The 15,151-nt window shown below is 67.7% G+C and carries 12 protein-coding genes; 5 read left to right on the top strand and 7 right to left on the bottom strand.

Features of this window, described 5'->3' with window-relative positions; all coding sequences use genetic code 11:
• Positions 1-31: 31 nt before the first annotated feature.
• On the top strand, positions 32-211 hold the full coding sequence (locus G9473_RS03315; protein ID WP_291135985.1) for a hypothetical protein: 180 nt from the start codon (positions 32-34) through the stop codon (positions 209-211).
• 22 nt (positions 212-233) lie between these two features.
• On the opposite strand, the gene alaS is transcribed toward G9473_RS03315, so the two are convergent.
• From alaS to smpB, 5 genes are all read right to left on the bottom strand, one after another.
• Positions 234-2,891 carry an alanine--tRNA ligase gene (alaS, locus tag G9473_RS03310; protein WP_291135983.1) on the bottom strand — a complete coding sequence of 886 codons (2,658 nt, stop codon included), beginning with the start codon at positions 2,889-2,891 and terminating at the stop codon, positions 234-236.
• A 215-nt stretch (positions 2,892-3,106) separates the two neighbouring features.
• Positions 3,107-4,171 carry a recombinase RecA gene (gene recA / locus G9473_RS03305; RefSeq protein ID WP_291135981.1) on the bottom strand — a complete coding sequence of 355 codons (1,065 nt, stop codon included), beginning with the start codon at positions 4,169-4,171 and terminating at the stop codon, positions 3,107-3,109.
• A gap of 140 nt (positions 4,172-4,311) precedes the next feature.
• On the bottom strand, positions 4,312-6,747 hold the full coding sequence (locus tag G9473_RS03300; RefSeq protein WP_291138190.1) for a response regulator: 2,436 nt from the start codon (positions 6,745-6,747) through the stop codon (positions 4,312-4,314).
• A gap of 127 nt (positions 6,748-6,874) precedes the next feature.
• Positions 6,875-7,408, bottom strand: coding sequence for a DUF2062 domain-containing protein (locus G9473_RS03295; RefSeq protein ID WP_291138187.1), 534 nt, complete (start codon positions 7,406-7,408; stop codon positions 6,875-6,877).
• 252 nt (positions 7,409-7,660) lie between these two features.
• Positions 7,661-8,143 (bottom strand): SsrA-binding protein SmpB, encoded by a 483-nt coding sequence (gene smpB / locus G9473_RS03290; RefSeq protein ID WP_291135979.1) that lies wholly within the window; start codon positions 8,141-8,143, stop codon positions 7,661-7,663.
• A gap of 152 nt (positions 8,144-8,295) precedes the next feature.
• Here smpB and G9473_RS03285 point away from each other — a divergent pair, with 152 nt between their 5' ends.
• Positions 8,296-10,278 (top strand): prolyl oligopeptidase family serine peptidase, encoded by a 1,983-nt coding sequence (locus G9473_RS03285; protein ID WP_291135977.1) that lies wholly within the window; start codon positions 8,296-8,298, stop codon positions 10,276-10,278.
• Here the strand turns inward: G9473_RS03285 and dapA are convergent.
• The gene (gene dapA / locus G9473_RS03280; RefSeq protein WP_291135975.1) at positions 10,275-11,156 is read right to left on the bottom strand and encodes a 4-hydroxy-tetrahydrodipicolinate synthase; all 882 of its coding nucleotides are present in this window, start codon (positions 11,154-11,156) and stop codon (positions 10,275-10,277) included. The genes G9473_RS03285 and dapA overlap by 4 nt on opposite strands.
• Positions 11,157-11,287: 131 nt before the next feature.
• Between dapA and G9473_RS03275 the strand changes: the two genes are divergently transcribed.
• Genes G9473_RS03275 through G9473_RS03265 form a run of 3 tightly spaced genes read left to right on the top strand, consistent with a single transcriptional unit; the run spans position 11,288 to position 14,253 of the window.
• A complete protein-coding gene (locus G9473_RS03275; RefSeq protein ID WP_291135973.1) occupies positions 11,288-13,270 on the top strand; it encodes a lytic transglycosylase domain-containing protein in 1,983 nt (660 codons plus the stop codon).
• Between the two features lie 13 nt (positions 13,271-13,283).
• A complete protein-coding gene (gene greB / locus G9473_RS03270) occupies positions 13,284-13,766 on the top strand; it encodes a transcription elongation factor GreB (protein ID WP_291135971.1) in 483 nt (160 codons plus the stop codon).
• A complete protein-coding gene (locus tag G9473_RS03265; protein WP_291135969.1) occupies positions 13,759-14,253 on the top strand; it encodes a hypothetical protein in 495 nt (164 codons plus the stop codon). The genes greB and G9473_RS03265 overlap by 8 nt, the downstream gene beginning before the upstream one ends.
• A gap of 53 nt (positions 14,254-14,306) precedes the next feature.
• Here G9473_RS03265 and G9473_RS03260 read toward each other — a convergent pair whose 3' ends face one another.
• Positions 14,307-14,972, bottom strand: a complete 666-nt coding sequence (locus G9473_RS03260) for an outer membrane beta-barrel protein (RefSeq protein WP_291135967.1) — start codon at positions 14,970-14,972, stop codon at positions 14,307-14,309.
• Positions 14,973-15,151 lie beyond the last annotated feature (179 nt).

Here is a 15,151-nt window from a genome sequence, read left to right as displayed (position 1 = left end):
GCCCGCGCGTTGGTCGGGCAAAGGAGGAAACATGACCGATATCGATCCGACCAAGCCGATCCCGAACGACGAGAAGTTCAAGCCGCAGAACGTCAAGGGGCCGCTCAAGGACAAGGCGCCCAATTCCGGCCGCGGCAAGCCCGGCGACACCGAGGGCGACGACATCGAACAGGGCAGCCAGCCCGTCACCAACAAGCGCCCGAGCCGCTGAGGGAGGAGGCGCGCGCGCCGGCCTAGCCGGCGAGCGCGCGCTTGACCGCTTCGATCGCCTCGCCGGCCTTCGCGCCGTCGGGGCCGCCGCCCTGCGCCATGTCGGGCCGTCCGCCCCCGCCCTTCCCACCGAGAGCCTCGACCCCGGCGCGCACGAGATCGACCGCTGAGAAGCGTTGGGTCAGGTCGTCCGTGACCGCCGCGGCGATGCTCGCCTTGCCGTCATTGACCGCGACGATCGCCGCCACGCCCGAACCAAGCCGCGACTTCGCTTCGTCGAGCAGCGGGCGCAGTTCCTTCGGGTTGAGCCCTTCGAGCACCTGCCCGGTGAAACTGACGCCCGCGACCTCTTCCTGTGCGGGCCCGCCCGATGACGCCGCTCCGCCGCCGCCCAGCGCGAGCGCCTTCTTCGCCTCGGCCAGTTCCTTTTCGAGCCGCTTACGCTCGTCGAGCAGAGCCGCGATCCGTCCCGGCACTTCCTCTGGCGTTGCGCGGATCGCGCTCGCTGCGGCCTTAAGCGCTTCCTCGCGCCCGACGAGCCATTGGCGCGCGGCCTCTCCCGTCAGCGCCTCGATCCGGCGAACGCCAGAGGACACGGCGCTTTCCGAAACGATGCGAAACAGGCCGATGTCTCCGGTTGCCTCGACATGAGTGCCGCCGCACAATTCGACAGAGTAATTGCGTCCGCCCTCGCCCGGGCGCCCCATCGCGAGCACGCGAACCTCTTCGCCATATTTCTCGCCGAACAGCGCGAGCGCGCCCGCCTCGACCGCTTCGTCCGGGCTCATCAGGCGCGTCGTGACGACCTCGTTGGCGCGGATTTCGGCGTTCACCTCGGCCTCGATCGCGGCGATGTCTTCGTCGGTGAGCGCGCTGGGATGCGCGAAGTCGAAGCGCAACCGGTCCTCCGCCACCAGCGAACCTTTTTGCGTGACGTGCCCGCCGAGCCGGTTCCTGAGCGCGGCGTGGACGAGGTGGGTCGCGGAATGGTTCGCGCGAATCTTCGTGCGGCGCTCGGCATCGACATCCAGCTGGACATTGTCGCCGACCGCGACTTCGCCCGCCTCGATCCGCGCATGGTGCGCGTGGAGGCGGCCGAGCGGCTTCGATGTGTCGGTGACGACCGCGCTGAGCCCCGCCGGCGTTGTGATAGTGCCGGTGTCGCCGGTCTGCCCGCCGCTTTCCCCGTAGAAGGGGGTCTGGTTGGTGAGGATGACGGCCTCTTCGCCCGCTATCGCGGCCTTTACCTCGGCGCCGTCCTTGAGGATCGCGACGACCCGGCCTTCGCCGGTGGTCGCGGCATAGCCGGTGAATTCGGTGGCGCCTTCGCGCTCGGCGATGTCGAACCAGACCTCGCCCGAAGCCGCTTCGCCCGAACCCTTCCACGCGGCGCGCGCGGCGGCCTTCTGACGGGCCATGGCCTCGTCGAATCCTTCCCGGTCGACCCCTAGGCCACGGGCGCGCAGGGCGTCCTCGGTGAGGTCGTAGGGAAAGCCATAGGTGTCGTAGAGCTTGAACGCGGTTTCGCCGTCGAGCTCGCCACCTTCGGTCATGTCGGCGGTCGCCTCGTCGAGCAGTTTCAGCCCCTTTTCCAGCGTCTTGCGGAACTGCGTTTCCTCACGCTCGAGAACTTCCTCGATCAGTGCCTGCCCGCGCACGAGTTCGGGGTAAGCCTGCCCCATCTCGGTCACGAGATTTCCGACGAGCCGGTGCATCAGCGGTTCCTGCGCGCCGAGCAGGTGGGCGTGACGCATGGCGCGGCGCATGATCCGCCTGAGGACATAACCGCGCCCTTCGTTCGAAGGCAGCACGCCGTCGGCCATCAGGAACGAGGTCGAGCGCAAGTGGTCGGCGATGACCCGGTGCGAGGCGGTGTTTTCGCCCTCGGCCGCGACCCCGGTGAGGCTTTCCGACGCTGCGATCAGCGCCTTGAAGGTGTCGGTGTCGTAATTGTCGTGCACGCCCTGCAGGACAGCGGCGACGCGCTCGATTCCCATGCCGGTGTCTATCGACGGCTTGGGCAGGTCGCGGCGGGTGCCGTCGGCCTGCTGGTCGAACTGCATGAAGACGAGGTTCCAGATCTCGACGAAGCGGTCGCCGTCCTCGTCAGGGCTGCCGGGCGGCCCGCCGGGGATGTGTTCGCCATGGTCGTAGAAGATCTCCGAGCACGGCCCGCACGGGCCCGTCTCGCCCATCGACCAGAAATTGTCGCTGGTCGCGATGCGGATGATGCGCTCTTCGGGCAGCCCGGCGATCCTGCGCCAGAGGTCGAAGGCTTCGTCGTCGTCATGAAAGACCGTGGCAGTGAGCTTTTCGGCAGGCAGGCCCCATTCGCGGGTCAGCAGGGTCCAGGCGTGCTCGATCGCCTCGGCCTTGAAATAGTCGCCGAAGGAAAAATTGCCGAGCATCTCGAAGAAGGTGTGATGCCGCGCGGTGTAGCCGACATTATCGAGGTCATTGTGCTTGCCACCTGCACGCACGCATTTCTGCGCCGAGGTCGCGCGCGGCCCGGGCGGGGTTTCGAGCCCGGTGAAGACGTTCTTGAACGGCACCATGCCCGCATTCACGAACATCAGCGTCGGGTCGTTGTAGGGGACGAGCGGCGCGCTGTGCACCACCTCGTGCCCGGCCTTGCCGAAATAATCGAGGAAGGACCGGCGGATGTCGTTGGTCGAGGTCATGGGCGTTCGTTTCGCGTGAGGCTGCGCTGGAGCGTGTTCATGGACCGGCAGTTAGGCAATGCAGCGCCGGGCGGCAAGCCGCGCTTTCGCGCCGCTCGTCAGGCAGGCCCAAGGCGGAACGAAAATCCGGCGCCGGACCGGAGCCTCTTGGGGAGAAGGCTCCGGCTCCGCCGCCGGCTTGCAAGGTCCGGGCGCCGCGATACGCCCGGCCCCTATCAGTCCTCGGAATCGGGCTCCGGCCCGGTCATCATCTCTTCGGCGACCTCGTCGGTCTTGCCGCGGATCGCCGCCTCGAGCCGTTCGCACACCTCGGGGTTCTCCTTGAGATAGGTCTTGGCGTTCTCGCGGCCCTGGCCGATGCGGATGCTGTCATAGGAGAACCAGCTGCCCGACTTCTCGACGATGCCCGCCTTCACGCCGAGGTCGAGGATCTCGCCGATCTTGGAGATGCCCTCGCCGTACATGATGTCGAATTCGACCTGCTTGAAAGGCGGGGCAACCTTGTTCTTGACCACTTTCACGCGGGTCGAATTGCCGATAACCTCGTCGCGGTCCTTGATCTGCCCGGTGCGGCGGATGTCGAGGCGGACCGAGGCGTAGAACTTGAGCGCGTTGCCGCCCGTCGTCGTCTCAGGATTGCCGTACATCACGCCAATCTTCATCCGCAGCTGGTTGATGAAGATCACCATGCACTTCGACCGGTTGATCGAGCCCGTCAGCTTGCGCAGCGACTGCGACATGAGGCGCGCCTGCAGGCCGACGTGCGAATCGCCCATCTCGCCCTCGATCTCGGCCCGCGGCACGAGCGCGGCGACAGAATCGACCACCAGCACGTCGATCGCGTTCGAGCGCACCAGCGTATCGGTGATTTCCAGCGCCTGTTCGCCGGTGTCGGGCTGCGAGACGACCAGTTCGTCGATATCCACGCCGAGCTTCTTCGCATAGACCGGGTCGAGCGCGTGTTCGGCATCGACGAAGGCCGCGGTCCCGCCCGCCTTCTGCGCTTCGGCAATGACGTGCAGCGCAAGCGTCGTTTTCCCTGAGCTTTCCGGGCCGTAGACCTCGATCACCCGGCCCTTGGGCAACCCGCCCACGCCCAGCGCGATGTCGAGCCCGAGCGAGCCGGTGGAGATCGCCTCCACCTGCATCGCTTCCTTCTGGCCCAGCTTCATCGCCGAACCCTTGCCGAATGCCCGGTCGATCTGGGCAAGCGCTGCGTCGAGAGCCTTCTGGCGATCCACGTCCTTTTCCTTCTCTACCAGTTTCAATTGGGTAGCCATCGCACGCACTCCTTCGCTTGCCTAGGGGTGACCGCGTAGTTTTCGACCAGCCCTTTCGTGACGAAGGATGTATCGCATTTGTTCTACAGGAACAAGTAGGGAACGAAATTTTTTGGGCGGGCCTGTCCAAAAGGCCGCGCTCAGGCTTTCGCTCCGGCCTTCCCGGAAGCGCGCATCACCGCTGCGACCTTGTCCCCGATCGCGGCCACGCTGAACGGCTTGGCGATGAAGTGCATATCGGGGATGTCGATGTCCTTGCGCAGCTGTTCCTCGGCATAGCCCGACATGAACAACACCGGGATATCGGGATGACGCTTGCGGATCTCGCGGACCATGGCGGGCCCGTCCATCCCGGGCATGACGACATCGCTCACCACGAGGTCGAAGGGCTCTCCAGCCCGGTCCAGCGCTTCCAGCCCTTCCTCGCCGCCGGAACAGGCGGTGACCTCGTAACCTTCCCGGGAAAGGGCGCGTTCGGCGACGGCGCGGACCATGTCCTCGTCCTCGACCAGCAGGATGCGCCCGCCGACCGACCAGTCGGACGAGCCGACCGGGTCCGCCGCGCGCTTCTTGGGCATTTCGCCGCGGTGGACTGGGAAATAGATGGTGAAGCGAGCACCCGTCGGCCTGCCCTGCTTGTCGAGCACGTTGTCGGCAAAGATGAATCCACCCGACTGCTTGACAATGCCATAGGCGGTGGACAGGCCGAGGCCCGTGCCCTTGCCCTGTTCTTTGGTGGTGAAGAAGGGCTCGAACAGCTTGGGCAGGACGTGCGGCGGGATGCCGCCGCCGGTGTCCTGGACGATCAGCACGGTGTAATCGGCCGCGGGCAGGATCTCGCTGCCGAGCTTGATCACCTCTCTCGCCTGCAGGCTGCGGGTGAGCAGCGAAATGCGCCCCGAAGCGCCCTCACCCTTCGACTGGATCGCGTCGCGCGCATTGACCGCAAGGTTCATGATGACCTGTTCGAGCTGCTGCGGATCGGCGCGCACGGGGCCGAGGTTGCGATCGTGCTGGACGTAGTAGGTGATCTTCTCGCCCAGCAGTCGCTTGATGAGCGGGCTCACCTCGCTCACCACGTCGGGCAATTGCAGGATCTCCGGGCGCAGCGTCTGCTGGCGCGAGAAGGCGAGCAATTGCCGGGTCAGCGCGGCGGCGCGATTGGAATTGGCGCGGATCTGCTGGATGTCGTCATAGTCGCTGTCGCCCGGCGTGTGGCGTAGCAGCATGAGGTCGCAGGTCCCGATGATCGCGGTCAGGACATTGTTGAAATCGTGCGCGACTCCCCCTGCGAGCTGGCCCACGGCCTGCATCTTGGTCGCCTGAGCGACCTGGCGGCGCAGCTGGTTCTCCTGCGTCGAATCGGCCAGACTGAGGAGCACCGCCGCCTCGCCCAGCCCGCGCACGCCGGCAAGGCCCATCGAGACCGGCTCTTCCGGCGAAGAGACGAGCCGCACCGCCATGTCGCCGCTGGTGGCGGGGCCGCGCCCGTGGCGGCGCACCGCGTCGGACAGCGCCGCCTTGTCCTCGCGCACGACGAGATCGGTGGGGAAGGAAGGCAGCCCCCTCCCCTCGCGGTCGACCGAGCGCAGGAACGCCTCGTTGCCGAACAGGAAGCGCCCGTCGCGGTCGGTCATCGCAAGGCCCAGCGGCAATTGCGAAAGCAGCGCCTCGAGCTGCGCGACCCCGGCCTGCATCGCCCCGTCCCAGCTGTTTCCGATGCCGACCCCGCTGTCGACCAGCAGCATGAGCGATTCGCCCGCCGCGCCCGGCGGCGCCTTGCCCGCAGGAGCGTCGATCAGCGGCACGTCGATCAGCGTCTGCGGCGTGCCACCCCTGCCCTCGCGCGCGAAATAGATTCGCTCGCGCTCGTCCGAACGCAGGAAGGAGACGAAATCCTGCCCGGCAAGAGTCGCGCTTTCGTCACCCGCGGCGCGCTCCGCGAAACCCGCGCTGGCCGAGCGCACCACCCCCTCTGCCGAAACGATCGCCGCCTCGATCCCGGCGCGGCTCAACATCCGACCGAAGGGGCCGCCGAGATCGATATCGGTTACAGCCGCGCGCGGATCCGCCTCGATCCGGCGAAAGCGCCACACGAGATGATCCTCCCCGCGCCCCGCCCGCGCCACTGCGACCCGCCAGGGCGCTTCGCCCGCGCGGGTCAGCGCGCCCAGATCCTCATTGGCGCTGCCGTCGCGCCAGGCTTCCCGCGCGAGCCGGGTCAGCGCCTCGAGCACCGGGCGGTCGAAGGGCAGCAGGGGCGGCGCCGAATCGACCCCGAAGGCATCGACGAAGCCGCTGTTGGCGCACACCAACCGGTTCGCTCGGTCGGTGATCGCGACCGCCTCGCCCGCTTCGGCGCCAAGGCCCTCGATCGCGGCGGCGGTCACCGACCAGTCGGGCGAGGCAGCGGTTTCGGCGGCGGGAGCGCGCTGCATCCGCTCGAACACGAAGGCACCCGCCAGCAGGACCGCAACCCCGGCGGAAAAGGCGAGCGTGACGACAAGGTCGAAAGTGGCGAGATAGAGGATCGCGATGCTCAGGCCGAGTGAGGCGACCAGCAGGACGCCGGGCACGAGCGGACTCTCCCCGGCTGCCCCCGAGCCCTTCGTCGCCCCTGCCGAGATGTCCAACTCCTTCAAGCGCTTGCCTCGTCCCTTCGATCGCGCTGCTAAATCCTTTTCGGCAGCCAGGGTCGCCTGTCTAGTTCGCGTTCAGCCTGCGGTCGAGACGCGCTTCCATCAGCGCGAGGCGTTTTGCCCGCTTGCGCGCGACGATCACCCGCCACACCGCGCTCGAGAGGACATAGCCGAGCCCGGCCGACACGATCGCGAGGACGAGGAAGCCGACCACCGTCACGCCGGCCATCTGCGAGAAATCGACGAAAGCCTGCCACCACGTGCTTTCCATCTGGCCGCTGGCGACATTCGCGGTCGCGGCATCGACCTGCAGCATGAAATTGCCGATCCGGTTGGCGATGACCACCCAGAAGGCGAGCGTGAGCGGATTGGTGACGAAGGTCACCAGCGCGGCGAGCGGGACATTGGCGCGCGCAGGCAGCGCGAGGAAGGCGGCAAGGAAGATCTGCCCAAGCGGGATGATGAAGGCCGAAAACAGCCCCAGCGCCACTCCGCGCGGGACCGAACGGCGCGTGAAGCGCCACAGCTCGGGCGACAGGAAACGATGCGCGATCGGCGCGAGCCAGCGATTTTTCGCCATCTCGTCGCGCGTCGGCATCCGCCGCCGGAGCGAATCCGCCCCCCAGCTGCGGGAGCGCAGTTTCGAGAGAAGTTCGCGCATCATGGCCTGGCGCGGGCCGTGCTCCCGAAAAACCGGGAAGGCAAGTCATTTGCAATCGAGGCCGCAGCTTCCACCATCATCGCCGATATGGGTATCGCCCGGCCCATGACCAGTGGGTGAACCGGGCGCATCGCAAAAATCCGCTGCGGCGCTCAAGAAGCCCGGTTCGCCGCCGTGCGCGCCCCGCGTTCAGCCTCGCTCGCGCAGCAGCCGGGCCTTGTCGCGCTTCCAGTCGCGCTCCTTGATCGTCTGGCGCTTGTCGTGCGCCTGCTTGCCCTTGGCGAGCGCCAGTTCGACCTTCGCGCGGCCGGTCCGATTGAAATAGATCGAGAGCGGCACAAGCGTCATGCCCTTCCTCTCGACCGCGCCGAACAGGCGGTTGATCTCGCGGCCGTGGAGCAGCAGCTTCCTGGGGCGGCGCGGTTCGTGGTTCTGGCGGTTGCCGTGGGAATATTCGGGGATGTTCGAATTGACGAGCCAGACCTCGCCGTCCTTCACCTCGGCATAGCTTTCCGCGATCGACGCCTCGCCTGCGCGCAGCGCCTTCACCTCGGTCCCCTGCAGGGCGAGGCCGGCCTCGAAGGTGTCCTCGATCGCGTAGTCGAACCGCGCGCGGCGATTCTCGGCGACGATCTTCTGCTTGTCGAAAGTGGGCGGTTTGGGCTTGGCCATGATCGCAGGCCACATAGGCGCTGCGGCTCGCAACGCAAAGCCTTCGCCTTCGAGACTTGCGGCGTGTGGCAAGGAAGTCCTTGAATTGACGCCGAAGCGTGCCACCGTGGCGACGAATCAGGTATCTCGGTTTTTCTCAAGGTCGATCCCCCATGCATTTTCCAAAGGCTGCCCTTGCCCTCGCCCTTCTGGCCGCGACGGGGGTTCTGCCCGCGCCCTTCGCCGCCGCCCCCGCGACGGCCCAGCAGGCGGCTGCCGTCCCGCTCGAATTCTACGGCGACCTGCCGGCGGTGGAAGAAGCCGTGCTCTCGCCGAGCGGCACCTACACCGCCCTGCTGATGACGCTGAACGGCGAGCGGATCATCACAGTGACCGACGCGGCCGGTCAGCCGGTCAAGCAATTCGTCGTCGGAGATGCCAAGGTGCGCGGGATCGAATGGGTAGGCGAGGAAGCGATCCTCCTGCTGCGGACCGAGACCGGGAACCTTCCCCGCCAGTACCGCAGCGCCAAGGTCGAATGGTGGCGCGGCAATGTCATCCCGCTCGACGACCGCCGCCCGGTCGTCTCGATCTTCGCCGACCAGCGCTCCATCGTGAACGGCATCCTCGGCTTTCACGGGATCCGCCGGGTGGACGGGCGCTGGAAGGGCTACTTCGGCGGGCTGAGGCGCGGCCCGTCCTCGGGCGAGCGCAATATGCTGCTCGACGAGGGCCGCTCGCTGTTCGCCGTCGACCTCATGACCGGCGAGGCCGAAAGGGTCGCCTATGCCGCCGAAGGCTCGATCATGCGCGACTGGCTCGTCGGGCCGGATGGCGAAGTGGCAGCGACGCTCGACATAGAGCGGCGGACCGGCGACTGGCGGATCGAGGGACCGGACGGCTCGACCCTCGCGCGCGGGAGCCAGCCGCGCGGCGACATCGACCTCGTCGGGCTCGGCGCGAACGGCGCGAGCGTGATCCATTCCGAATACGACGAAGGCCGAGGCGACTGGGCGAGGCGCAGCGTGCCGCTTACGGGCGGGGAGCCGGGTGCGATGTGGGAAGGGGTCGCGATCAACCGCTATATCCGCGATCCGCTGACCGGCATCGTGCTCGGCGTACGGACCACGGACGGGGATTATCTCGTCGAGGACGAAGCCCGGCGCGCGCGGCTCGAAAAGGTAACGGACCTGTTCAAGACGCGCCGCGGCATAAGCTTCACGATCGCCGGGTATGATGTGGACCTTTCGACCATGATCGTTTCGACCAGCGGCAATTACGACAGCGGCACGTGGCTGCGCGTCGAGGCGGACACGGGCGAGCGCAGCATCGTCGGGCTCGAACGGCCCGCGATCCAGGGCCGCGCCATCGGCAAGGTGTCCGAGTTCACCTACGAGGCGAGCGACGGGCTCGAGATCCGCGGCATACTGACCCTTCCGCCGGGGCGCGAGCCGGTGGACCTACCCGCGATCATCCTGCCCCACGGCGGCCCGGCGGCGCACGACAGGCTCGCCTTCGACTGGTGGGCGCAGGCATTCGCCGCGCGCGGCTATGCCGTGTTCCAGCCCAATTTCCGCGGCTCGAACGGGCGCGGCGCAGCGTTTCAGGAGGCGGGCGACGGAGAATGGGGGCGCGCGATGCAATCCGACAAGTCCGACGGGCTGAAAGCGCTGGCTGAAGCGGGCATCGTCGATCCGAAGCGCGCCTGCATCATGGGCGCGTCCTATGGCGGCTATGCCGCGCTGGCGGGCGTCACCATCGAGCAGGGCGTCTATCGCTGCGCGGTCTCGGTCAACGGGGTGAGCGATCTCAAGGCGATCACCCTTGCCCAGCGGACCGGCACGCGCGACATCTTCCGCCGCGCGATCGACCGCCAGTTCGGCGCGGCGACCGATCTCGAGGCGATTTCGCCCGCGCGGCTTGCCGACAGGGCCGATGCGCCGGTGCTCCTGATCCACGGGCGCGACGACACGGTGGTTCCCTTCGCCCAGAGCGCGCTGATGGCCGACGAGTTGAAGGACGCGGGCAAGGTGTTCGAATTTGTCGAACTGCCGGGCGAGGATCACTGGCTGAGCGCCGCCGAAACCCGCAAGGCCATGCTCGAGGCGGCGGTGCGCTTCGTCGAGCGGCACAACCCGCCGCTTGCCGGCGGCTAGAGCAAACCGGCGAACTCCAGCGCCTCGTCGACCGCCTTGCGCGAGGCTTCGCTCGCCGGGACCAGCGGAAGGCGCACCTCGTCGGTGAAGCCCTCCATCACGCGGGACAGGGCGTATTTCACCGGCGCGGGCGAGGCGTCGGAGAACATCGCGTAGTGCAGCGGGAACAGGCGGTCATTGAGTTCGCGCGCCTTGGCCAGTTCGTTAGCGGCGATGGCATCGTGGAATTCGGCGCACAGTTTCGGCGCGACATTGGCGGTGACCGAAATAGCCCCGCTTCCCCCGGCGGCGCTGTGGGGAAGCCACAATTCGTCATTGCCGGAAAGCTGGCAGAAATCGCGCCCGATGCCCATGCGGTGATCCGCCACGCGGGAGAGGTCGCCGCTCGCATCCTTGATCGCCACGATCCGGTCGGGATAGCGCCTGACCAGTTCGATCACCGTCTCGTCCTCGATGTCGGTCACGGTCCGGCCCGGCACGTTGTAAAGCACGATCGGCAGGTCGCTGTTCTCCGCAAGGAAGCTGAAATGCGCGATCAGCCCGGCCTGGCTCGGCCGGTTGTAATAGGGCGCGACGCACAGCCCCGCTGCCGCGCCCGCCTTCTTGGAAAAATTCATGTGCAGCAGGGCGTTGCGCGTGTCGTTCGACCCGCAGCCCGCGATCACCGGCACGCGCCCCGCGGCCTGTTCGACGCAGACCTCGATCACGCGGTGATGCTCGGCATTGGAAAGCGTCGAAGCCTCTCCGGTCGTGCCGCAGGGGACCAGCGCGCTCGAGCCCTGCTCGATCTGCCAGTCGACCAGCCGGCGAAAGGTCGCCTCGTCGAACGACCCGTCGCGGAAAGGAGTCGCCAGAGCGGGAATTGAGCCGCTGAACATTGCAAAAATCCTGTCACTCAAAGAAAAGCGTCGGTGGAAGAAACGGGGTCGCGCGGCGCCCGGTTCCCTTGCGGGGTTCCGGTGCCTTTCGCCCCCTGCGTTCAGGGCCTGATAAGGAGCCGACCGGCATAATGTCCAGCATGGTCACACGGAGGAAGACAAACACAGGCGCTCTGGCGGGCGTGCTCGCGGCGAGTGCAGCTGCTGCGCTCGCCGGTCCCTCGGTCGCGCAGATCGCCCAGCCCCAGCCGATGGAGGAAGACAGGGCCAGCCTCGTCGCGCGCCAGCCGACCCCGATCGGCGCCGCGCTGGACAAGTGGGAAGCGCTGCAATCGGCCGACCGGACGTTCGGTTTTGACGACTATTCGCGCTTCGTCATGTCCTATCCGCAGTTCCCGCTCACCGACACGCTGCGGGTGCGGGCGGAGAACACGCTCGATGCCGAAGCGCCCCCGGCCGCCGACCTGCTGCGCTATTTCGATCTCTATCCGCCGCTCACCAATGCGGGCCGCGCGCGCTATGCGCTGGCGCTTGCAGGGGCGCAGCGGCCCGAGGCGTTCGAGGTCGCGCGCGAGGCGTGGCGCATGGGCACGATGAGCGAGCCGGCCGAGCTTTACCTCTCGAGCCTCTATCACGCGCGCCTCACACCCGAAGATCACGCCGCGCGGGTCGATGCGCTGCTGTGGCAGGGCAACGCCGATGCGGCGGCGCGGGCGATGGTGCACCTTGCCCCGGGCGAGCGCGACCTTGCGATGGCGCGGCTCGCTCTGGTCCGCGGGACGCTGCCCGAGGAAGCGGGACTGACCGTCCCCGAAGGCGCGCTGCGCGATCCGGGCTATGTCTATGCGCTCGGCAACCACCTGCGCCGTTCGAACCGCCTGCCCGACGCGGTGCAGCTTTTCGCCAATCGCCCCGCCTTCGACCGCCCGGCGCATGACGGCGAGGCGATGGTCGGCCTGATGCTCACGCTCGCCGAAGCGGGCGGGCCGACCAATGCGGTGCGCATCGCGAGCCGGATCGACGATGTCTTCCGCGAGAACCGCGACATTTCCGAAGGCTCCTTCCGCCTGCGCGACCGTTACACCGACCTCATGTGGCTGGGCGGAACCTCGGCTCTGTGGAACCTCGGAGACGGGGCGAAGGCCGCGCCGCTGTTCTATCGCTACGGCGAAGGCGCGCGCACCCCGCTCACCCGGTCCAAGGGCTTCTACTGGGCCGGCCGCGCCGCACGCGCAGCGGGCATGACCGACGAAGCGACGCGCTATTTCGAAATGGCCGCCGCGCACCCCGAATATTACTACGGCCAGCTCGCGATCCGCGCGCTGGGCCGCGAAATGCCCGGCTTCGCGCCCGTGCCCGAACCCGTGATCGACGAGGCCACCCGCGCCGAGTTCGAACAGCGCCCGCTGGTCCGCGCGATCCGCGCGATCGCCGCCAACCGCCGCGACTGGCGGACCGAGCGGCGCTTCTTCCAGGCGCTGGGCGACAGCGCCGAAACCCCGCAGGACATGGCGCTGGTGGCCGGGCTCGCGCGCGAGACGGGGCTCGAGGAAATGGCCGTCGTGCTCGGCATGAAGGCGGGCGAGAACGGCCTTCCCGGCTTCGAGCGGGTCGGCTTCCCGACGCTCGACACGCCGGTGGTCAACGACTGGACCATGGTCCACGCGATCAGCCGGCAGGAAAGCGAATTCGACCGCACCCGCGTTTCCCACGCCGGGGCGCGCGGCATCATGCAGCTGATGCCCGGCACCGCGCGCGAGCAGTCGCGCAAGCTCGGCGTGCAGTATATGTCCGCGAACCTGATCGGCGATCCGGCCTATAATATCCGCCTGGGCGATGCCTATTTCGCGCGCATGATGGATTATTACGGCGGCGCCTACCCGCTCGCGGTCGGGGCCTACAACGCCGGGCCGGGCCGGGTGAACCAGTGGCTGCGGATGAACGGCGACCCGCGCACCGGCGAGATCGACTGGGTCACATGGGTCGAGAAGATCCCGTCGAATTTCGAGACGCGCTATTACATCATGCGCGTGCTCGGCAACGCGGTGAGCTACAGCCATATGTACCCGGAAAAGGCCGGGCTGCCGCGCACGATCGACAAGTTCCTTCCCTAAGGAGCCGCGCACCATGTCTTCCCGCCAGGGGCCGCCGATCACGCCCGCAGGCTTCGCCGCGCTGAAGGCGCGCTACGACCACCTGCTCGGCACGGAGCGCCCCGCAATCGTGGAGATCGTCAGCTGGGCGGCGGGCAATGGCGACCGCTCGGAGAACGGCGACTATCTCTATGGGCGCAAGCGGATGCGCGAGATCGACCGCGAGCTTGCCCACCTCGCCCGCCGGATGAAGGCGGTGCGAGTGGTCGATCCCACCCAGCAGCGCGATGCGGAGCGCGTCTTCTTCGGGGCTACGGTCGAGCTTGCCGACGAGGACGACGAGCGCAAGAGCGTGACCATCGTCGGCGACGACGAACAGGACGCAGGTTCCGGGCGGATCGGGTGGAGTTCCCCTCTCGCAAGGGCGCTGCGTGGCGCGGCTGTCGGTGACCTCAGGACCGTGCGCCTGCCGACGGGCGAGAAGGAATGGGAAGTGATGGACATTTCCTATGACTAGGCTCGGCCTTGCCCTGCTGCCGCTTGCCGCGCTCGCCCTGCCAGCGGCGGCGCAGCAGGACGGCAAGGAAAGCCTCGGCGTCTATTCGAACTGGGCCGCCTTTCGCGACGAAAGCGCGGCGCGCTGCTACGCCATCGCCAGGCCGCGCGGGAGCAATCGGGCCGCCGCCTTTGCCAGCATCGCGACATGGCCGAAGCGCGGCATTCGCGGCCAGCTTCACATCCGCCTTGCCCGGCCCGCGGCCAAGGGCAGCGCGCCCAGCTTGCGCGTCGGTTCGCGGCGCTTCGACCTCGTCGCGCGGGGGCGCGATGCCTGGGCGAAGGACGCCGCGGCGGACGCCGCGATCATCGCCGCGCTGCGCTCCGCCACCATCCTGCGCGTAACCGCGCGCGCGGCAGGCGGCGGGCGCTTTACCAGCCGCTACGACCTCGACGGGGTCGCGACAGCGATGGATGCCGCCACGGTCGGCTGCGCGAACCTGCGCTGACACGAAAAGGGCCGGACGCAGCGCGTCCGGCCCCTCGCCTTCGGTTCCTCCGATCAGAAGCGGAAACCCACGCCCGCCATCACCTGGTGCCGGTCGAGATCGATCTCGCCGAGGTCGACGTCGGGGATCGTGTCGTCCTCGAAATCGAGCTCCGCCTCGGAGTAGTTCGAATAGCGGTATTCGAGCTTGGCGAAGGTGTTCGCACCGAAGCGGTATTCCGCCCCCGCGCCCACGCGGTAGCCGTCGGCGTCGATCTTCTCGTCATAGTCATCGCCGTCGAAGGTCGCGGCAAGGTTGTAGCGGGCATTGGTGTAGCCGCCCTTGGCATAGACCAGCAGGCCGGGCGAGGCGACCACGCCGGCGCGCGCGCCGAGATAGATGTCGCGTCCCGTATCGACTTCGCCGAAGCCGATGCCCTCGAAATCGCCGTCCTCGAAGCCGGTGTCGGCGGTCGAGCCGGTCAGCTCCGCCTCGACCCCGACGACGACGCCGCCGAGATCATAGTCGTAGCCCGCGCCCGCGCCGTAGACGAGCCCTTCGATCGACTGGTCGTTGTCCTCGTCGAGGTCGTCGTCGACCGTATCCCCGGCCTTGCTCGCGTCGAACCCGGCGAGCGCTTCGAGGCGGAAGCCGGTGAAGTCGTCCGTGTCCTGCGCCATGGCGGGCGAGGCGACGGCGAAGGCGGTTCCTGCGAGCAGGAGTGTTGCGATCGGTTTCATGTGTCATTCTCCATTGATCCCACGAACGCGCCTTTCGCGTCCGCTTCGATCGGGAGAACGGGCGGATTTTGTCCCTTGTTTCATGAACATGGCGCAACAACGCGGTGTTGCAGCAAGGCCACGAAAGCGCCGCCGGATCGTGCCGCAGCAGCGCCCGGAAGTGCGCCGCGAAACGGATC

It is taken from the genome of Erythrobacter sp. (assembly GCF_011765465.1).
Lineage (GTDB): Bacteria > Pseudomonadota > Alphaproteobacteria > Sphingomonadales > Sphingomonadaceae > Erythrobacter.
The sequence above is the reverse complement of the archived record's forward strand: the minus strand, read 5'-3'. Positions and strand labels throughout refer to the sequence as shown.